Annotated in this window: 19 protein-coding genes; 8 read left to right on the forward strand and 11 right to left on the reverse strand. The window is 65.4% G+C overall.

Annotated features, from left to right (window positions below; genetic code table 11):
- Positions 1 to 59: 59 nt before the first annotated feature.
- Both dinG and QZ497_RS09640 read right to left on the reverse strand, forming a co-directional pair.
- Positions 60 to 2204 carry an ATP-dependent DNA helicase DinG gene (gene dinG / locus QZ497_RS09635; protein WP_295473579.1) on the reverse strand — a complete coding sequence of 715 codons (2145 nt, stop codon included), beginning with the start codon at positions 2202 to 2204 and terminating at the stop codon, positions 60 to 62.
- Positions 2201 to 2368, reverse strand: a complete 168-nt coding sequence (locus QZ497_RS09640) for a hypothetical protein (protein ID WP_295473582.1) — start codon at positions 2366 to 2368, stop codon at positions 2201 to 2203. The genes dinG and QZ497_RS09640 overlap by 4 nt, the downstream gene beginning before the upstream one ends.
- On the opposite strand from QZ497_RS09640, the gene QZ497_RS09645 reads away from it, so the two are divergent.
- Complete coding sequence (locus QZ497_RS09645) at positions 2367 to 2831, forward strand: CopD family protein (protein WP_295473585.1); 465 nt, start codon at positions 2367 to 2369, stop codon at positions 2829 to 2831. The two genes, QZ497_RS09640 and QZ497_RS09645, sit on opposite strands and share 2 nt — an antisense overlap.
- Here QZ497_RS09645 and QZ497_RS09650 read toward each other — a convergent pair whose 3' ends face one another.
- The 3 genes from QZ497_RS09650 to QZ497_RS09660 form a co-directional block, all read right to left on the reverse strand.
- The gene (locus QZ497_RS09650; protein WP_295473588.1) at positions 2832 to 3590 is read right to left on the reverse strand and encodes a collagen-like protein; all 759 of its coding nucleotides are present in this window, start codon (positions 3588 to 3590) and stop codon (positions 2832 to 2834) included.
- Positions 3583 to 3852, reverse strand: a complete 270-nt coding sequence (locus QZ497_RS09655; RefSeq protein ID WP_295473591.1) for a DUF1145 domain-containing protein — start codon at positions 3850 to 3852, stop codon at positions 3583 to 3585. Before QZ497_RS09655 ends, QZ497_RS09650 begins: the two co-directional genes overlap by 8 nt.
- A 169-nt stretch (positions 3853 to 4021) precedes the next feature.
- Entirely contained in the window at positions 4022 to 4732 is a 711-nt protein-coding gene (locus QZ497_RS09660; protein ID WP_295473594.1) for an OmpA family protein, read from the reverse strand.
- Between the two features lie 282 nt (positions 4733 to 5014).
- Here QZ497_RS09660 and QZ497_RS09665 point away from each other — a divergent pair, with 282 nt between their 5' ends.
- Positions 5015 to 5512 (forward strand): DUF6231 family protein, encoded by a 498-nt coding sequence (locus tag QZ497_RS09665; protein ID WP_295473597.1) that lies wholly within the window; start codon positions 5015 to 5017, stop codon positions 5510 to 5512.
- Positions 5513 to 5551: 39 nt separating this feature from the next.
- Here QZ497_RS09665 and QZ497_RS09670 read toward each other — a convergent pair whose 3' ends face one another.
- Positions 5552 to 6289 (reverse strand): YitT family protein, encoded by a 738-nt coding sequence (locus QZ497_RS09670; RefSeq protein ID WP_295473600.1) that lies wholly within the window; start codon positions 6287 to 6289, stop codon positions 5552 to 5554.
- 184 nt (positions 6290 to 6473) lie between these two features.
- Here QZ497_RS09670 and QZ497_RS09675 point away from each other — a divergent pair, with 184 nt between their 5' ends.
- Both QZ497_RS09675 and QZ497_RS09680 read left to right on the forward strand, forming a co-directional pair.
- Positions 6474 to 6938, forward strand: coding sequence for an Lrp/AsnC family transcriptional regulator (locus QZ497_RS09675; protein ID WP_295473603.1), 465 nt, complete (start codon positions 6474 to 6476; stop codon positions 6936 to 6938).
- A 161-nt stretch (positions 6939 to 7099) separates the two neighbouring features.
- Positions 7100 to 7570, forward strand: coding sequence for a YchJ family protein (locus QZ497_RS09680; RefSeq protein ID WP_295473606.1), 471 nt, complete (start codon positions 7100 to 7102; stop codon positions 7568 to 7570).
- A gap of 203 nt (positions 7571 to 7773) precedes the next feature.
- Here the strand turns inward: QZ497_RS09680 and QZ497_RS09685 are convergent, their stop codons facing one another.
- Positions 7774 to 8313, reverse strand: coding sequence for a hypothetical protein (locus QZ497_RS09685; RefSeq protein ID WP_295473609.1), 540 nt, complete (start codon positions 8311 to 8313; stop codon positions 7774 to 7776).
- Between the two features lie 123 nt (positions 8314 to 8436).
- Here QZ497_RS09685 and QZ497_RS09690 point away from each other — a divergent pair, with 123 nt between their 5' ends.
- The 4 genes from QZ497_RS09690 (at position 8437) to QZ497_RS09705 (ending at position 12573) form a co-directional block, all read left to right on the forward strand.
- Positions 8437 to 8940, forward strand: a complete 504-nt coding sequence (locus QZ497_RS09690) for an LEA type 2 family protein (RefSeq protein WP_295473612.1) — start codon at positions 8437 to 8439, stop codon at positions 8938 to 8940.
- Positions 8937 to 9134, forward strand: coding sequence for an SEC-C metal-binding domain-containing protein (locus QZ497_RS09695; RefSeq protein ID WP_295473614.1), 198 nt, complete (start codon positions 8937 to 8939; stop codon positions 9132 to 9134). Before QZ497_RS09690 ends, QZ497_RS09695 begins: the two co-directional genes overlap by 4 nt.
- Positions 9135 to 9248: 114 nt before the next feature.
- Positions 9249 to 9893 (forward strand): glutathione binding-like protein, encoded by a 645-nt coding sequence (locus QZ497_RS09700; protein ID WP_295473617.1) that lies wholly within the window; start codon positions 9249 to 9251, stop codon positions 9891 to 9893.
- 217 nt (positions 9894 to 10110) lie between these two features.
- Positions 10111 to 12573, forward strand: coding sequence for a penicillin acylase family protein (locus QZ497_RS09705; RefSeq protein WP_295473619.1), 2463 nt, complete (start codon positions 10111 to 10113; stop codon positions 12571 to 12573).
- Positions 12574 to 13020: 447 nt separating this feature from the next.
- Here QZ497_RS09705 and QZ497_RS09710 read toward each other — a convergent pair whose 3' ends face one another.
- The 4 genes from QZ497_RS09710 to QZ497_RS09725 form a co-directional block, all read right to left on the reverse strand.
- Entirely contained in the window at positions 13021 to 14085 is a 1065-nt protein-coding gene (locus QZ497_RS09710) for a UV damage endonuclease UvsE (protein WP_295473621.1), read from the reverse strand.
- A 197-nt stretch (positions 14086 to 14282) separates the two neighbouring features.
- Entirely contained in the window at positions 14283 to 15905 is a 1623-nt protein-coding gene (locus QZ497_RS09715; RefSeq protein ID WP_295473624.1) for a methyl-accepting chemotaxis protein, read from the reverse strand.
- 118 nt (positions 15906 to 16023) lie between these two features.
- Entirely contained in the window at positions 16024 to 17385 is a 1362-nt protein-coding gene (locus QZ497_RS09720; RefSeq protein WP_295473625.1) for an ATP-binding protein, read from the reverse strand.
- Complete coding sequence (locus QZ497_RS09725; protein ID WP_295473628.1) at positions 17382 to 18044, reverse strand: response regulator; 663 nt, start codon at positions 18042 to 18044, stop codon at positions 17382 to 17384. The genes QZ497_RS09720 and QZ497_RS09725 overlap by 4 nt, the downstream gene beginning before the upstream one ends.
- Positions 18045 to 18047 lie beyond the last annotated feature (3 nt).

Raw genomic sequence — 18047 nt, forward strand, 5'->3', positions numbered from 1 at the left:
CGTGAAAAAACAGCGTGCATTGTTCCAGTGATCAGGCCGGTTGTGAACCGGCACGGTGCTCAGGAAATCTCACGGTGGAACGGCGGCAGGGCATTGAGAATCGCCTTGCCATAGCGTTGGGTGACCACCCGACGGTCCAGCAGGGTAATGGTGCCGCGGTCGGCCTCGGTGCGCAGCAGCCGTCCGCAGGCCTGGATCAGACGCAACGAGGCGTCAGGTACGGCGATTTCCATGAACGGATTGCCGCCACGCGCCTCGATCCACTCGGCCAGCGCCGCCTCCACCGGGTCGTCCGGTACGGCGAAGGGGATCTTGGCAATCACCACGTGTTCGCAATAGGCACCGGGCAGGTCGACGCCCTCGGCGAAGCTGGCCAGACCGAACAGCACGCTGGACTCGCCGCTGTCGACCCGCGCCTTGTGCTTGTTGAGGGTCTCCTGCTTGGACAGGTTGCCTTGGATGAACACCTGCTTGCGCCAGTCGCGGTCCAGGCCGTCGAACACTTCCTGCATCTGCTTGCGCGACGAGAACAGCACCAGGCTGCCCCGCGAGCCTTCGACCAGTTCCGGCAGGTCGCGGATGATCGCAGCGGTGTGCTCGGCGGCGTTGCGCGGGTCGGCCTTGAGGTCGGGCACCCGCAGCACACCGGCATCGGCATGGTGGAAGGGGCTCGGCACCACGGCGGTCACGGCATCGCGGGGCAGGCCGGAGCGCATGCGGTAGCGGTCGAACTTGCCCAGCGCGGTGAGCGTCGCCGAGGTCACCAGGGCGCCGTAGGCGACGTTCCACAGGTTGCGGCGCAGCATGTCGGCGGCGAGGATCGGGCTGGCGTTGACTTCGATGTCGAACAGCGCGCCGCTGTCGGCCAGGGTCAGCCAGCGCGCCATCGGCGGCGTGTCTTCGGGGTCTTCGGCGGTGAAGGCGGTCCACAGCTCCCAGTTGCCCTGGGCACGGGCCAGCAGGCTGCCGAACAGCGGATACCACTCCTCGGCCTGGTGGCTGGCGATGCCGATGTTCACCTCGCCGTCCATGCCTTCCTTGAGCAGGTCGGCCAGGCGGGTGAACAGGTCGTTGAGGCGCGAGAAGCCCTTTTTCAGTTCGATGCCGATGTCACGGATGTGCTCGGGAATCACCCCGCCCACGAAGCGGTGCCGAGGGCGCTCGCGGCCCTCCATGTCTTCACCGGCGCGAAAATCGGCCAACTGTTCGCAGGCGGCGAACATGAACTGCTGCTGGTTCTTCACTTCCCGCGCCAGTTCCGGCACCTGTTCGATGAGCCGCCCCAGGTCGCCGGGCAACGGGTGCTGGGCCAGCAGCTTGGTAAGGTTCTTGGCGGTCTGTTCCAGCCAGTCGGCGGTGGAACGCAGCCGAGTGTAATGGGCGAAGTGACCGATGGCTTTGTCGGGCAGGTGATGGCCCTCGTCGAACACGTAGATGGTGTCGCGCGGGTCGGGCAGCACGGCGCCGCCGCCCAGGGCCAGGTCGGCAAGCACCATGTCGTGGTTGGTGACGATTACGTCGACCTTGCCCATGCCTTCGCGGGCCTTGTAGAAGGCGCACTGCTGGAAGTTCGGGCAATGCCGGCCAGTGCACTGGCTGTGGTCGGTGGTCAGCCGCGCCCAGGTCGGGTCGTCCAGCTCCTGGGGCCAGCTGTCGCGGTCGCCGTCCCATTTGTTGCCGGCTAGCTTCTGCAACATGCTGTTGAAGAGCTTCTGGCTGACTTCGTCGACCTCGATCTTGAAGCCTTCTTCTTCGAACAGCTGCGCTGTGGCGTTGGTCTGGTTGGTTTCCTGCAGCAGCAGGTCGAGCTTGGACAGGCACATGTAGCGGCCACGCCCCTTGGCCAGGGCGAAGCTGAAGTTCAGGCCGCTGTTGCGCATCAGGTCGGGCAGGTCCTTGTAGACGATCTGTTCCTGCAGGGCCACCGTGGCGGTGGCGATCACCAGGCGCTTGCCCGCCGCCTTGGCCGCCGGGATCGACGCGATGGTGTAGGCGACGGTCTTGCCGGTACCCGTCCCGGCCTCCACCGCGACCACCGCCGGGTCACCGCTGCGTCGCCCTTCCTCGTCGGTCTCGACATCCCCCAGCACCTTGGCCACCTCGGCGATCATCAGGCGCTGGCCGTAACGTGGCTTGAGGCTTTTGGCTTCGAGAAAACGCGAGTAGGCGCCCTGGATCTGGGATTTGAGTTCGGTACTGATCATCGCTCGGGTTCGGGATACGGCAGAAAGGCTGGATAAATTTTCAGTGTTTCGAAGTGGGCGCTATCATAGCGCGCTAATTCCATCTGCGCTGGACGCATCGCGGCAAAAGCGCCTTCATTGGTCGGACGACCGGCTCGTTCGCTCATCGCCCCCGAGGTTTCCATGACCCTTTCCAGCCTTGTCTACACCCTGCACGTCCTGGCCGCACTGGTCTGGGTCGGTGGCATGTTCTTCGCCTGGATGGTCCTGCGCCCGGCCATCATCGCAGCCCTGGAGGGGCCGTTGCGCCTGAAACTATGGGTCCAGGTGTTTCCGCGTTTCTTCGCCTGGGTGTGGGCGGCGGTGCTGATTCTGCCGGTCAGCGGTGTGCTGGTTGCCCGGGACAAATTTCCCAGCCTGGAGCTTGCGCCGCATTACGTGCAGGCCATGATCGGCTTGTATGTGGTGATGGTCGCGCTGTTCCTGCGTATTCATTCGTTACAGTTGCCGGAGCTGAAACAGGCCGTGGCCGCCGAGCAATGGGCTGACGGCGCCGCCGTGCTGGGGCGCATCCGCCGCATCGTGGGTATCAACCTGCTGCTGGGCCTGGCCGTGGTGGCGTTGGCCGCCGCACGACCGATGCTCTGATCAGAAGCGCTGCACGTTGACCGCACCGGCAGGCCCGGCCATACCGGCCTGCCCTGCCTGGCCACCATTACCGGCCTTGCCACCGGCCGCACGGTAGACGATGCAGCCCTTGGACTCACCGCCACGCCCGGCCTTGCCGCCCTCCCCGCCGGCGCCACCGGCACCGCCGTGGACATTCACCTCGATACGCTCGGCCGGAAAGGCCACTGGCAGCTCCAGGCGCACCAGACCGCCGGCGGCGCCATCATGGCCGTTGCCGCCATTGTCGCCGTCATAACCGCGCCCGGCCTGGCCCCAAGTGCAACCCGGCGCCTGGCCGTTGGCGCCATCCAGGCCGACGAAACCCGGCGCCCCGGTGCCGCCACGCGCGTCCACCGACAGGCGTTCGGCCTGCAGCTCATGCATACGCAGGGTCAGGCTGCGACCGGGGGTCGGCGCCTTCTCGAAGGTGCCAGGCGCTCCGCGGGCAGTGATCTGGCTGCCGCTACCCAGTTGCCCCTGCCCCACTTGCAGGCTGAGCGGCTGTGCGCTGGGCACGATGGCGATGCGCGCCTCATGACCGAGCACCAACTGGCCGACCTTCAGTTCCGTGATATTGCCGGGCACCAGCAGGGTGCCGTAGTCGGCGACCTCCAAGCGCTGGATATCCAGCGACGTACCGCCAGCCGGCAGGCGCAGCAAAGAGTGCGACTGCACCAGAATGTCCTGGGCCATCGCCAGGGGGCTGCACAGGGCAGCGAGCAACAGCAGCTTACGCATGGCGAACCTCGGGTGTACCAATGGCCTTGATATGGAAAATGCCGAACAGGATGATCTTGCCGCGATCTCGCCAGGGCTGGGGGCGACCGCGCAGGCGGGCGTTAAAGACAAAGATGTCCAGCACATGGACCGCCAGCAGCAGGCCGCCGGCCAGGTCGAACAGCACATCGAAGGGGCCCGGCAACCTCACCGCCAGGTTGAGCAGAATCACGGCCCAGACCACCAGCATCAGCAGCTTGCCCAAGCCCCAGAACAGTTTCATCGTTGCTCACCCCTGATATGCCACCGGCGATCGCCGCCGCGTTGGTAGCGCACAGTACCGCCAAGCCGGTACGCGGCGCCAGCGGAGTTTGCCGAGCCATGGCGCAGGAACGAAAAGGCCCGCCCGGCGCGCAGCGCCAGTCGGGCCTTGGAACACGCAGCCGTGAAGATCAGCGGTTGATCTTGATCTCGACGCGACGGTTCAGGGCACGGCCTTCGGCAGTGCGGTTGTCAGCCACAGGATGGGCCTCGCCTTCACCGGTTACCGAGACGAACGAAGCACGCGGCACGCCGGTGCTGATCAGGTAGTCGGTCACCGAATGGGCACGGCGCTCGGACAGCTTCTGGTTGTAGGCGTCACTGCCGACGCTGTCGGTATGGCCGGTCACGCGCAGCTGCACGTTGGCGGCTTCTTTGCGCAGGCGGCCGGCGATCACGTCCAGGTTGGTGCGGTCCGAAGCGGTCAGGCGTGCCGAGTCGAACTCGAACAGCACTTCCTTGTTGATGTTGATGACTTCTTCACGAGGCATCGGTGTAGGGGCGACCGGGACCGGCTCTGGCGCCGGTGGCGGGGCCAGCGGGCAGCCCGAAGCGTCGACCGGCGTGCCGCGTGGGGTGTTCGGGCACTTGTCGCGGCTGTTCGGTACACCGTCGCCATCGTCGTCACCGTCGCCATGCACGTAGCAGTAGGCGCCGGCCATCACGCCGACCGCGCCACCCAGGCTGGCCGCCACCGCCGCGGTCTGGAACGCGCCCACCGCCGCGCCGCCGAGGAAGCCGCCGGCCGCACATTTTGGCCAATCTTCCTTCTGCAGACCCGCACAACCCGTCAAAACACTGCTCACCAGAATCAAAGGTACAGCTGTCCGAAGCATATTCATTGTTCTGCACTCCCTAGGGGGCGGCGAGTCTGCCGCTGATGACGTTGCGAGGGCAATTTGCCACCGCGCTAGCGTTTGTCCTTTATCGATTCAAGAAGGTTCACCGCCCGAGCAGATAAAATTGCCGATTTTGCGAGCGTTTCGTCCTTTGCCGCTCGGCATTTGCCCCCCAGGGTGCAGACTAGAGGGGCTGGGAGGGTCGAGCGAAAAAACCGCCGATCCAGTAGACTTTTCGCCTGTCCCCCCACCCTGTACCTGTCGCTTGCTCAGGAGAGCGTTTCGATGACTGCCGGTTTTTCCACCCGCACCCCGCAGCAAGCCCTGGCCGCCCTGCTCGACCGCTACGTCCCGGCATGCCTGCTGCTGATCGGCGCCGAAGACTTTCCGGCCCTGCAGGCATTCCGCGAGGCACACCCGCAAACGCAACTGGCCGTCGCCGGCCCCGGCCCGCTGCCCGCCGAGCTGGCCGCGCAGCGCTTCGACCTGGCGCTGGTGGTCGATTGCCTGGAACACATGCCGCGCCGTGACGGCCTGCAATTGCTGGGCGGCATCCGCAACCTCAACGCCAGCCGCATCGCGGTACTGGCCGACCTGGCGGCCTGCGGCTGGCAGGAAACCGACTTCTTCGCCCTGGCCCTGCAGGCCAGCGAGCGCTTCGCCCGGAATGAGCAGGTGCTGACGCTGTTCACCTACGACCTGCGTGAATACAAGCAGGTGCCGGACTGGCTGAATGCCAAGTTCTGGGCCAACCCTGAAAACTTCGGCAAATACTGGTGGTAAGACCGCCGTTGCCCCCAGGCTGACGCCTGCAACGCGGCGTCAGCCGCGATAGCGGCCCGGCTTGTGCCAGCGGATCAGCACCAGATTCATCGCCACGGTGCCGATCAGCGACCAGATCAGCTTGTCGGCCGGCATGAAGAACGCCGCCACGCCGAACAGGATGCAGTCGCAGACCAGCTGGGAGATGCCCGCGTTGATCGCGAACCGGCGCTGAATCCACAGCACCATGGCCCCCGTGCCGCCCATCGACGCGTTGTGCCGGGCCAGGCACAGGATGCCCATGCCCAAGAGCGTGCCACCGATCACCCAGCCAATCTCCGGATTGATCCCCGAAGCATTGAGCGCCGGTGACACCAGCTTGACCCCCGCGCCCAACGCGAAGCTCACCAGCACGCTCTTGAGGGCGAAGCTGCGGCCCATGGTGAACAGGGCGAACAGCAGGAACGGCACGTTGATCAACGGCACCAGCAAGGCGGCCGAGTAAGGACTGAGGAACGAGCCGAGCAGCGCCATGCCGGCGATACCGCCGGTGATCAGCCCGCTTTGACCGAGGATAGCGATGCCGGTAGCGGCCAGGGTGATGCCGGTGAACAGCCCGTAGGCATCGTCCACAGCGGTGTGCCGGGGGTAGGTGGTCGGGCTGTCGAGCGGTGTGTCTGTGCGGCCTGCTCCCCTGCTCTCGGCGTGCGGGCCGGCGGGGTTGCCAGAGCGGCTGTGTAGCGAGTGGACGGGATGGCCGACGAGGGCCTGCGGCGTCTGCTGATCGAGTGGATGCATGGCATGTCCTTGTGGGATTCCTGCCCTCGGCACCGCCCAGGTGGATCGCACCATCGGGCCTGCGCTGAAACCTTCTGGGTCTCGGGGCTGCGCCGCTATTGTGTGCGTCTTCGCACAAAAAGTGCTTCCGATTTTTTTGGCTGAAACCCTAAGATCCGAAAATATTTTTCTCGGTAGCCGGAAAATGCAAAAAAACCATCTCGACGACATAGACCGACGCATTCTCCAGATCCTCAGCCGCGATGCCCGCGCCAGCCTGCAGGAAATCGGCAAGCAGGTCGGCCTGTCGTCCAGCCCTTGCTGGCAGCGGATCAAGCGCATGGAAGAGTCCGGCCTTATCCAGGGCTACCAGGCACGTATCGACATGGCCGGGCTCGGCTATGGCGAAGGCCTGATCGTGATGGTGACCCTGGACCTGCATGGTGATGAAGCCATGCAGAAGTTCGAACAGGCGGTGGCCGAGATACCCGAGATCATTGAAGCGTGCCTGGTGTCGGGCGAGTACGATTACTTCCTGCGCCTGGCCGTGCGCGACACCCGCGACTACGAGCGCCTGCTGCGCGAGAAACTGTACAAAATTCCCGGCTTGCGACACTCGGTGTCGAGCTTCGTACTGCGTCAGCTAAAGGCCACCACTGCCCCGCTGTAGCGAACGCTGCGGGTCAGATCGCCCTTGCGGTCTGCCCGTCTCTCACCAACACTGTCTGCTGCTTTGTCCCGTTGCCCCGAGGTTTGCGATGCCCTCAATGCCACCTGGCTGTATGCCCATCAACGCCCTGCTACCGGCCTGGCCACTGCGAGTGCCGAGCCATGAATAGCGCCAGTTGCCCCTGCGGCAGCGGCGACCTGCTGGCCAGCTGCTGCGGACGTTTTCATGGCGGGCAGCCGGCGCCCTGCGCCGAACGGCTGATGCGCTCGCGCTACAGCGCCTACGTGCTGGGCGAAGTGGATTACCTGCTGGGCACCACCTTGCCGGCGCAGCAGCCGGGCCTCGATCGCCAGGCCATCGCCCAGTGGAGCGCACAGAGCACTTGGCTGGGCCTGGACGTGGAAAGCACCGAGGTGCTGGGCGGCAAGCCAGAGCATGCCTTCGTGACCTTCACCGCGCGCTGGCACGACGAACAGGGCGAACACAGCCACCGCGAGCGTTCGGCCTTCGTGCAGAACCAGGGACGCTGGTATTTCATCGACCCCACCGTGCCGCTCAAGGCTGGCCGTAACGACGCCTGCCCCTGTGGCAGCGGGCAGAAATTCAAGAAGTGCTGCGCAGCTTATCTATAAGTGCGGGGCGGGAGCGGCTTTAGCCGCAATACAGGTCAGTTAGACCGGGTAGGAGCGGCTTCAGCCGCGAAGCGACTGTCTGTTCACAACAGATGCAGTGAATTTCCTGGCATTTTCGCGGCTAAAGCCGCTCCCACCGGGCCACATGACGCCTAACCGAACAGTATTGGCTTCAGCCGCGAATTCCCCAGCCCGGAAATCCGTCAGAGAATCTTGAGATGCGAGGTATCCGGTGCAGGGGCGGGCGCCGGTTTTTTCGCTTCGCCCATGTCGCTGCCCGGCGGGGCCAGGGTGATAGCGGACAGGTCAAGCTGTGGCGCCGGGGCGGGCGGAACCGGGTCCTGCAGGGCGGCGCCCACCTCGGCCAACGGCAGGTCGGGCGCATCGACCGCACTGAAGGCAGCCATATAGACGTCACGCGGGGCGACTTCCAGGCGCCCGGCCGCGGGTTTCTCACGCTGCAGCCAACTGGATGGGCCAGGCGGTGGGGCCAGCTCCACCTCCTCGATACGCGGGTGCATGTCGACCACTTCGCACAGCGCCCCGGCACGCTCCAGGGTCGAGCGGTACTTTTCTGCCGCCTGGGCATCGAGGTTGTTCTTGAGCACCAGGCGGCGGCCGGAAAACAGCAGCGCCATGCGTTGTTCGTCGGCCTGGAACAGCCGCGCCAAGTTGGCCTTGACCTTGTCGGGCTGCGCGCCTTCGAGCAGCCGACCGCTGAAGACGATTTCATAAAGGGTCATCGCGGGCCCTCCGGGTACATGTCGGCCGAGTATGGCCCAGGGCTGTTCGCGGGAACAAGACGATGGCTAAACTGGGCTCACAGGCAGGGTCACCGATGTCCGCTGCCATCGACGGAGCCCTGCATGGCGAACCCGGCATTGATCTGCACCCGCATTGGCCTGCTGGCCCTGCTGCTCGGCGCGCTGGGCGGCTGCGCCAGCTGGTGGGGCGGCGAACCCTACCAGCCACCGGGCCTGCGTCTGGTGAAGGTCGAGCCGGTGAAAATGCGCCTGCTGCAGCAGGACTTTCGCCTGTACTTCGAGATCGACAACCGTAATGACTCGCGCCTGTTCGTGCGCGGGCTGCACTACAAGGTGATGCTCGGCGAGCTGACCCTGGCCGAAGACCGGGTCAGCGACTGGTTCTTCGTCGCCCCGCACAGCCATGAACTCTACGAGGTGCCGGTGCGCACCAACCTGTGGCGCTACGCCAAACCCATCGCCGAGCGCCTGCGCCAGCGTGACCGGCCGATTCCCTATCGGCTCGAAGGCCGGCTCAAGACCGGGCTGCTGTTCAGGGACAGCGTGCGTATCGGCATCAATGGCGAGATAATGGGCGCCGATTCAATCATGGAGTTACCCCGATGAACCAACCCCACGTCCACGGTCCTGACTGCAACCACGATCATGACCACGACCATCATCACCACGGCCATGTACATGGTCCGCACTGCAACCACGAGCCTCAGGAGCCGGTGCGCAACGCTCTGAAGGACGTCGGTCGCAACGACCCCTGCCCCTGCGGCAGCGAGAAGAAATTCAAGAAGTGCCACGGCGCCTGACGCGCCGCACGGTATCCACGGCCTGCCCCTCGCAGGCCGTTTTTGTTTGTGCCGGCAGCGCCCTGGAGGTAAAACAGCCGTTGCTTTCGGGTCATACCTTCAATGGAGCTGCCGATGATCGACCTGTATTACTGGACCACCCCCAACGGCCACAAGATCACCCTGTTCCTTGAGGAGGCCGGGCTGCCTTACCGGGTCATCCCGGTGAACATCACCAAGAACGAGCAGTTCGCCCCCGCCTTCCTGGAAATCGCCCCCAACAACCGCATCCCGGCCATCGTCGATCAGGCACCGGCCGATGCCGGCGAGCCGCTGAGCCTGTTCGAGTCCGGGGCCATTCTGCAGTACCTGGCAGAGAAGACCGGACGCTTTCTGCCCACCGACCTGCGCGGCCGCCAGGAAACCCTGCAATGGCTGTACTGGCAGATGGGCGGGCTGGGGCCCATGGCCGGGCAGAATCACCACTTCAACCGCGCCGCTCCGGAAAAACTGCCCTATGCGATCAAGCGCTACGTGGACGAGACCGTACGGCTGTATGGCGTACTGAACAAGCGTCTGGCCGACCGACCGTTCGTCGCCGGCAGCGAGTACAGCATCGCCGACATGGCCATCTATCCATGGATTGCAAGGCACCCGTGGCAGAGCCTGAACCTGGACGACTTCGCTCACGTCAGGCGCTGGTTCGACACCATCGCCGAGCGGGACGCCACCCGCCGCGCCTACGCCGTGGCCGAGCGCATCAACCCTACCCCGCCCTGAAAGATCGCCCCCGGCGCAGGGCACGGCGTGAGGTGCGGAAAATCCCGGCTGAAGCCGGTCCCACCGGGGTGAGCGAGAGTCAGCCCGGCAGGCCCACTCGAGCGGGCGCGCCAGGGCCGAAATATTCCGCAATAAACCGCCCTGTCACGCTTGCGTGGCGTCGGGCGGCTCACTAACGTAGCGGCTTTTGCAGTTGCCACGTCGCCGGAGTTTCGCCATGGCCTCGCTTGTCCCTTCCCGTTCGCCTTCCCGCCTCGGCCTGGCCGCCGCCACCGCCGGTTTTCTCGGCCTTGCCGGCTGCCAGTTGGGCGGCGAAGACGCTTCGACCCTGCTGCCAGCTTCCGGCACCGTGGCCATCAAGGGCCTGGCCCAGAATGTCTCGATCCGCCGCAACCCGCAGGGTATGGCGCTGATCGAGAGCAGTTCGTTCCACGACGCGCTGTTCAGCCTCGGCTACCTGCACGCCGGCGAGCGCGCCGGGCAGATGTTCGGCATGCGCCTGCTGGCCCAGGGCCGCCTGGCCGAGGTCGCCGGTGCCGAGGCGCTGCCGGTGGACCGCCTGATGCGCGCCGCCAACCTCAAGCGCAGCGCCAGCGAGCTGTACAAGTCGGCCTCGCCACGCCTGCAGAAATTCTTCGAAGTCTATGCCCGCGGGGTCAACGCCTACCTGTTCCGCTACCGCGACAAGCTGCCGGCGGAATTGGCCGACTACCGCCTGGAATACTGGCAACCGGAAGACTCGGCGCTGATCTTCGCGCTGCTGAGCTTCAACCAGTCGGTCAACCTGCAGGAAGAACTCGGCGCCCTGGCGCTGAGCCAGAAGGTCAGTGCCGACAAGCTCGCCTGGCTGCTGCCGACCTGGCCCGACGAGGCCCTGCCGTTCGCCGAGGCCGACAAACTCAAGGGCCTGAGCCTGACCGGCCAGGGCCAGGCGTTGAACGACCTGAACCGCGTGGCCCGGCAACTGGCCGACCTCAACCTGATGGGCAACGCGCTGTCCAGCCAGTGGGCGGTAGGCCCGCAGCGCAGCCGCAGCGGCAAGAGCTTGCTTGCCAGCGAGATGCAGGTGCCTGCCGGACCTGGCGCTGGCTGGAGCCTGGTGCAGATCAACGCCCCCAAGTACCAGGCCTCTGGCGTGACCCTGGCTGGCCTGCCGCTGCTGCTCAGCGGCTTCAACGGCAAGCTGGCGTGGAGCATGGGCAGCCTGAAGGGTGACAACCAGGACCTGTTCCTGGAAAAGCTCAAGCGCGACAACGGCCGCGTGCAGTACCTGGCCGACGGCAAATGGCTGCCAGCGGCCAGCCACCAGGAAACCTTCCTGGTCAAGGGCGGCCAGCCGGTGCGCGAAACCGTCTACAGCACCCGCCATGGCGATCTGCTCGACACCGGCAACGGTGCCCTGGGGCTGGCCCTGCAGCTGCCGGACTTCAAGGATGACAAGAGCCTCGACGCATTCTTCGACCTGTCCCGCGCCACCAACGTGGAACGCGGCTTCGACAGCAGCCGCGAGATCCGCGCCATCGGCCTGAACATGCTGTTCGCCGACGCCGGCCATGTGGCCTGGCAGGTCACCGGCCGCTACCCGAACCGTCGCGACGGCCAAGGCCTGCTGCCCTCGCCGGGCTGGGACGGCCGCTACGACTGGGACGGCTTCGCCGACGCCATGCTCCACCCCTACGACCAGGACCCGCAGCAAGGCTGGCTGGGCACCGCCGGCAACCGCGTGGCGCCCAAGGGCTACGGCATGCAGCTGTCCAACAGCTGGGGCTACCCGTCACGTGCCGAACGCCTGGCCGAGCTGGCCAACGCCGGCAAGCAGGACGTGCGCAGCAGCATCGCCATGCAGTACGACCAGCACACACCATTCGCCACGCGGCTCAAGCAGATGTTCGAGGCACCGGGCATGGCCAAGCCGCTCAAGCAGGCCATCGACGCGCTGCCCGAAGCCGAGCGCGGCAAGGCGCGGGAAGCCTACAGCCGGCTGATGGCCTTCGACGGCAACCTGAGCGCCGGCTCCGCCGATGCCGCCCTGTTTGAGCTGTTCTTGCATGAAAGCGCACGGCTGACCTTCCAGGACGAACTCGGCGGCGCCGACAGCCCGGCCTGGCAGGCCCTGGTGGCGCAGGCGCGTTCGACCTGGTCGGCGCAGGCCGACCACCTGCTGGGCCGCGACGACAGCCCGTTCTGGGACGACACGCGCACCGCGCAGAAAGAAGACAAGCCAACGATTCTGGCACGCAGCCTGGCTGCGGCGATCAGCGCCGGGGAAAGCCAGTTGGGCAGTGACCACAAGGCCTGGCAGTGGGGCAAGCTGCACCGCTACGACTGGAGCCCGTCGCGCAACCCACTGGCCCGCTACCTGGGCGGTGAAGGCCGCTTCGAGCACGCCCCGGTGCCCTTTGGGGGCGACCACGGCAGCCTGGCCGCCGCGCCTTACGCCTGGGGCCAGGACTTCAACGTCCTGCCGGCCGCCAGCCTGCGCATGATCGTCGACTTCAGCCAGAGCGAACCCTTGCAGGCGGTGGTCAGCACCGGCCAATCGGGCAACCCGGCCAGCCCGTACTACGCCAACAGCATCGACGCCTGGCTGAAAGCGCAGTACAGCACCCTGCCGGTACAGCAACAGAACTACGAACGCGGCTACGGCAAGCAGCGCCTGACCCTCACCCCCGGCAAATAAGCCTGGGCTCTGTATGAAAAATTGCCGAGCGAAGGTCTGGCGTCATGGGGCTCGGGGTTGGCTTTAGCCGCGAAAGCGCCAGGAATTCACGGCTGTCGTGAACAGGCGGTCGCTTCGCGGCTGAAGCCGCTCCCACCGGGCCATATGCCGCTTAACCGAACAGTATTGCGGTTAAGCCCAATACTGGTCAGTTCAGGCCGTGGGAGCGAGCTTGCTCGCGAAGGCGGCGTCACGTTCACAACAGATGCAGCGACTTTGCCAGCTTTTCGCGAGCAAGCTCGCTCCCACTAAAGCCGCAAAGCGCTTACCCGAACAGTATTGCGGTTAAACCCAATACAGGTCAGTTAGCCGGGAAGTGCTTGATCTAAGGGGATTGAGCCTCAGGATGGATCACTCAGGCGCGGGTTGGTTTTTCCGGGAGCAAGCCGATTGCCCCCCTTCAAGCCTTCAGTCGGCCCCTGGCACTGACGGGGCCGACCGGCCCGGCGCCGCGCCCTTCACCCACTGCTCATAGAACGCCAGGCTGGCCAGGTTCTTGTCCTTGGCTTCGATCATCATGTCGAAACGGTCGAGGAACTGCAGTGCATAGCGGTTGCTCCAGTGGTTCCACATGCGCTCGCTATGCCCGTACAGCTCACGCTTGGACACGCGCCGCAACAAGCGCTCCATTTCCAGCTTGCGGTTGGCAGCGAAGCCCAGCGCCTGCAGGTCCTCGGGAGGCTGCGAGTAGTGCATCACCGGGCGCACCCCACGCCAGCTGTCGATGATCTGCGCCACCCGTGGGTCGTGCGGGTCGATGTAACCTTCCTCGTGAATCCAGCAGTGATGGACGTCCAGCACCACCGGCGCCAGGTCGGCCAGTTGCAGGCAGTCGTCCACGCCGTAGGTCTTCTCTTCGTTCTCGAAGGTGATGCACAGGCGCGCCACCTGCGACAGACGTGGCCACAGCCGGCGGATGCCCTCCACCCCCAAGCGCCCGGCAACATGCACGTTGCACTTGAAGTCCTGGAACTGCCGGCCATAGCCCAGCATGCGGATCAGGTCGGCGTGGTACTCGAACTCGGCCAGGCTGTTTTCCACCACCACCGGCTTGTCCGAACCCAGTACGCAATATTGCCCCGGATGCAGCGACAGACGAATGTCCGCCGCCCGGGCGCGCTCGCCCACCGCCGCCAGACAACGCGCCAGCCACTGCTCGATGGCTGGCTCACGGTAGAAGTCGCGCCATTGCGGATGGCTGTAGAACGGCAGCAGGTCGCTGGACAGCCGCAGCATATGCAGGCTGGGGGGCAGCTGCGCCACGTAGTCGAGCAGGCGCAACTGCGCGTCGAGGTTATGCGTGACGATCTCCACCAGCTTGGCCCGCGCCACGGCAGGCTCGACGCTGTTCAACCAGCGCAGGGTTGTCGTACGCGGGTTGAACGGCGCTTCCACCCGCTTGATGGAGGCCGCTGAAAGGCCTCGTTCGGGGTGGCGATACTGACAGGCGAAGCCGATACGCGGTGGGGTCATGGCAACTTCCGGAATGAGGTCATTTCCCTCAGACCACGCCCATCGGCACACGTCCCCGGAAAATAATGGCCAGTAGCTACATATAGTGACGCCACACCCTAGCCAGTTGCCATACACCGCGACAAAAATACCGCGCCAGCCACCCGTCAGTCAGCATCCTGGGCACGAGAAGCCCCCCTTGGCCCCTGTCCACCCGCTCAGATGACGAAGCGCCCCACCAGGGTGTCGAGCTGCCCGGCCAGGCGCGACATTTCCTGGCTGGCCGCCGAGGTCTGCCCGGCAGCCGCCGCACTGCGTGCCGACAGGTCGCGGATGCTGACCAGGTTCTCGTCTACCGAGCGCGCGACCTGGGCCTGCTCCTCGGACGCCGTCGCGATGAGCAGGTTGCGCTCGTTGATGTCGCTGATTGCTTCGGCGATCTGGGCAATGGCCTCGCCGGTGTCGTTGGCACTGGCCAGGGTTTCGCCCACTTCGCTGTCGCTGCGGCGCATCGAGGTGACCGTCGCTTCGGAATTGCCCTGGATCTCGGCGATCATCTTCTCGATCTCCTGAGTCGACAGCTGGGTGCGGTGCGCCAGCGCCCTGACCTCGTCGGCCACCACCGCAAAACCTCGCCCCTGTTCACCGGCCCGCGCCGCTTCGATGGCCGCGTTGAGGGCCAGCAGGTTGGTCTGTTCGGCAATGGTGCGGATCACATCCAGCACCTTGGCGATGTCGTGGCTTTTCGAAGCCAGGTCTTCGACATCACTGCGGGTCTTGCGCACGCTGTCGCTGAGCCGCTTGATCGAGGCGATGGTGGTGTTGACCTTGTCCTTGCCCAGCCGCGCGGCCTGCTCGGAACGCTGGCTGGACTGCGAGGCCGCCGAGGCGTTGCGGGCCACCTCCTCCACCGCTGCGGTCATCTCGTTCACGGCCGTGGCGGCCTGGTCGGTTTCCATGCTCTGCTGCTCGGCCGTGGCGTTGGTTTCGCGGGTAACGGTATTGAGCTGGCCAACGGCCTGGCTGAGTTGCATGGACGACTGGCCGATCAGGTCGAGCATCGAACGCAGGTTATCGCGCATGGCCAGGGTCGCGTTTTCCAGGCGAGTGAGTTCGTCCGCGCCCTGGGCGCTGATATCGGCGCGCAGGTTGCCGTTGGCGATCTGCTCGGTGGCCACCAGCAAGGCACGCACCGGGCGCAGGATGCTGTTGATGAACACCCGCGCGATCAGCACTGTCAGCACCAGCGCCAGCAGGCTCACGCCACCGATCAGGCGCACGCCGCTGACCTGTGCCTCATGGGCCTCATTGCTGGACGCATCGGCACCGGCCTCGTTGATGGCAATGAGTTTTTCCAGGTCGACCTGCAACTTGGCGGCCACCGGTTTGGTCACGGTACGGATGATCCCGCCCAGCTGCTGCACCGTGGCATCCTTGCCGGCAGCGACCAGCTGGTCGATAGAGGCGATATAGGCGTCGACATCGGCCGAAACCTCGCGGTACAGCGCTGCCTCCTCCGGCGAGGACACCAGCGGGCCGTAGGCTTGTACCTCGGCCTTCATGCGGCTGCGGAACTGGTCCAGTGTCGCCAGCGACTCAGCGCTCATGCGGTCATCGTCCATGGAGAAACGCCGCGCATCGACGCGATACATCAGCGCGGCCGTCTGGACCTTGCCAGCCTGGCGTACGCTGGGCATCCAGTCGCGGTGCAGCTCGACCACCGACTCGTCGATGGTGCGCAGCTGCCAGACCGCGCTGCCGCCAATCACCAGCAGCAACAGGCAGATGCAACCGAAGGCCAGGACGGTACGGGTGGTGAGTGACAGGTTTCTTGTATTCATGGTCATTCCCCCTGCGGCAGAGCGGAGCATTCCCTGATCGCGCCACACCGAATTAATGGCAGTGTGCCTTATCTCTGTGTCTGCCACTGCCATGCTTTCTTTACACGTAAGGGGAAAATTACAGCCGAACGGTCAAGGACGCCCGCAAACCGCGTTCCAGACGGTTCTCCAGGCTTATGGAACCGTGCAGGCGGCGGGCGATGGCCTGAACGATCGCCAGCCCCAGGCCCACGCCCTCTTCGTTGCCCTGGCTGAAGAAACGCTCGAACAGACGCTCCTGCTGCGCCGGGCTGATACCCGGCCCTTCGTCGTCGACCTGCAGGGTCATCGCCGTTGTGCTGAACAACAGCGACACCGTGACCTGGCCACCAGGCGGGGAAAACTTCACGGCGTTGGAAACCAGGTTCTGCAGGGCGATTTCCAGCAATGCGGCATCGGTGTCCACCGTACGCCGCGCTTCATCGCACTGGAACGCCAGCTCCACGCCACGGCCGATGACCCAGGGCGTGAGCTGGGCGATGGCGTCACGAATGACCGCCACTGCATCCACCGCACCCAGGTGAATCGGCGCATTGGGTTCCAGGCGGGCAATGGTCAGCAATTGGTTGACCAGCCGCGTGGTGCGCTCCACCCCCACCATCAGGTAATTCAGCGAGGCCCGGCGCTCCGCCTCGGTGGGGGCTTCCTGCAGGCTCTGCGCATGCACCTTGAGCACCGCCAGCGGCGTGCGCATCTCATGAGCGGCATCGGCAATGAAGCGCCGCTCGCGGTGCAGCAGCTCCTGCACCTGGGCCAGCAGGCGGTTGAGCGCCGCCTGCATGGGTTCCAGCTCCAGCGGCAGAGGCGCCAGGCTCAGCGGCTCCAGCGAGCCGGGACTGCGGTTGCGCAAGGTGCGCGCCAGATCGTTGAGCGGTTTGAGGCCGATGCCAATGGCCAGCCAGACAATGGCCACCAGAATCAGGCTGCCGACGATGTTCGGCAGCAGGGTGTGATGGATGATGCGCCCGACCAGGTCGGCGCGCACATCATCGCGCTCGCCCACCCAGATCCGCAGGTCGTGCTGCGCATCGTCCATGACAAACACCCGCCAGCGGCGACCTTGCAGGTCGGTTAGGTTGTGAAAACCGGGCGCCTGCGCAGGACCGTCAAGCGTCGGTGCGCTGGTGGTATGGACCAGCAGGCGGCCATCACCGGCCCAGACCTGAAAGGCCATCTTGCCCTCGTAGGGATGCCCTGCGGTACGCGGGTCGGCCTGCTGCAAGGCGCGGTCGAAGGCCTGGTAGAGCTGCTCGTGTTCGGCACGCTCCAGTGGCATGCGCATCACCCCCTGCAGCAGGCGGGCGTGCTGGGCCAGCTGCGCGTCGTAGATCTCGGCAATTTCGTGATTGCTGTCGTGGACGTTGACCAGGGTCATGATCGACAGCCCCACCAGCAAGACGCCGATGATCAGCGTCAGGGTCCGGCGCCGGATCGACCTCAAGGCTGCTGCTCCGCCATGTAGCCCACGCCACGGATGGTGCGGATCAGGCTGCTGTAGAACTTCTTGCGCAGGTTATGGATGTGCACTTCGAGGGTGTTGCTCTCGGCTTCTTCGTTCCAGCCGTAAAGCAGCTGTACCAGACGCTCGCGGGTCATCACCCGGCCTGCCGGTGACAGCAATTCGTGCAACAGCTGGTACTCCTTGGGGGTCAGGGACACCGGCTCACCGTCGAGAGTCACCCGCTGGGAACCGGGGTTGAGGGTGATGCGCCCGTGCTCGATGAGCACCTGCGCACGCCCGGCACTGCGCCGCATGAGGGCGCGCAGGCGGGCCTTGAGTTCGGCCAGGTCGAAGGGCTTGACCAGGTAATCGTCGGCGCCGGCGTCCAGGCCGGCGATGCGGTCTTCGGTGGCATCGCGGGCGGTAAGGATCAGCACCGGCAGGGTCGAGCCGCTGTCACGCAGCCGAGTCAGCACCTGCAGACCATCCAAGCGCGGCAGGCCCAGGTCGAGCACCGCCAGGTCGAAACTCTCACTGAGCAAGGCATGCAGCGCGCTGGCGCCATCCTTGAGCCAATCCACGGTGTAGCCGTCGCGGGTGAGCACCTGATGGATGCCCTCGCCCAGCGCCGTGTCGTCCTCGATCAGTAACAGCCGCATACC

Origin of the sequence: uncultured Pseudomonas sp., assembly GCF_913777995.1 — a bacterium.
Lineage (GTDB): Bacteria > Pseudomonadota > Gammaproteobacteria > Pseudomonadales > Pseudomonadaceae > Aquipseudomonas.

What these genes read in the sequence shown, in the direction of transcription:
- dinG (WP_295473579.1), bottom strand. Translation starts at nt 2,204, where the DNA reads ATGATCAGTACCGAACTCAAATCCCAGATCCAGGGCGCCTACTCGCGT.
- QZ497_RS09645 (WP_295473585.1), top strand. Translation starts at nt 2,367, where the DNA reads ATGACCCTTTCCAGCCTTGTCTACACCCTGCACGTCCTGGCCGCACTG.
- QZ497_RS09640 (WP_295473582.1), bottom strand. Translation starts at nt 2,368, where the DNA reads ATGGAAACCTCGGGGGCGATGAGCGAACGAGCCGGTCGTCCGACCAAT.
- QZ497_RS09650 (WP_295473588.1), bottom strand. Translation starts at nt 3,590, where the DNA reads ATGCGTAAGCTGCTGTTGCTCGCTGCCCTGTGCAGCCCCCTGGCGATG.
- QZ497_RS09655 (WP_295473591.1), bottom strand. Translation starts at nt 3,852, where the DNA reads ATGAAACTGTTCTGGGGCTTGGGCAAGCTGCTGATGCTGGTGGTCTGG.
- QZ497_RS09660 (WP_295473594.1), bottom strand. Translation starts at nt 4,732, where the DNA reads ATGAATATGCTTCGGACAGCTGTACCTTTGATTCTGGTGAGCAGTGTT.
- QZ497_RS09665 (WP_295473597.1), top strand. Translation starts at nt 5,015, where the DNA reads ATGACTGCCGGTTTTTCCACCCGCACCCCGCAGCAAGCCCTGGCCGCC.
- QZ497_RS09670 (WP_295473600.1), bottom strand. Translation starts at nt 6,289, where the DNA reads ATGCATCCACTCGATCAGCAGACGCCGCAGGCCCTCGTCGGCCATCCC.
- QZ497_RS09675 (WP_295473603.1), top strand. Translation starts at nt 6,474, where the DNA reads ATGCAAAAAAACCATCTCGACGACATAGACCGACGCATTCTCCAGATC.
- QZ497_RS09680 (WP_295473606.1), top strand. Translation starts at nt 7,100, where the DNA reads ATGAATAGCGCCAGTTGCCCCTGCGGCAGCGGCGACCTGCTGGCCAGC.
- QZ497_RS09685 (WP_295473609.1), bottom strand. Translation starts at nt 8,313, where the DNA reads ATGACCCTTTATGAAATCGTCTTCAGCGGTCGGCTGCTCGAAGGCGCG.
- QZ497_RS09690 (WP_295473612.1), top strand. Translation starts at nt 8,437, where the DNA reads ATGGCGAACCCGGCATTGATCTGCACCCGCATTGGCCTGCTGGCCCTG.
- QZ497_RS09695 (WP_295473614.1), top strand. Translation starts at nt 8,937, where the DNA reads ATGAACCAACCCCACGTCCACGGTCCTGACTGCAACCACGATCATGAC.
- QZ497_RS09700 (WP_295473617.1), top strand. Translation starts at nt 9,249, where the DNA reads ATGATCGACCTGTATTACTGGACCACCCCCAACGGCCACAAGATCACC.
- QZ497_RS09705 (WP_295473619.1), top strand. Translation starts at nt 10,111, where the DNA reads ATGGCCTCGCTTGTCCCTTCCCGTTCGCCTTCCCGCCTCGGCCTGGCC.
- QZ497_RS09710 (WP_295473621.1), bottom strand. Translation starts at nt 14,085, where the DNA reads ATGACCCCACCGCGTATCGGCTTCGCCTGTCAGTATCGCCACCCCGAA.
- QZ497_RS09715 (WP_295473624.1), bottom strand. Translation starts at nt 15,905, where the DNA reads ATGAATACAAGAAACCTGTCACTCACCACCCGTACCGTCCTGGCCTTC.
- QZ497_RS09725 (WP_295473628.1), bottom strand. Translation starts at nt 18,044, where the DNA reads ATGCGGCTGTTACTGATCGAGGACGACACGGCGCTGGGCGAGGGCATC.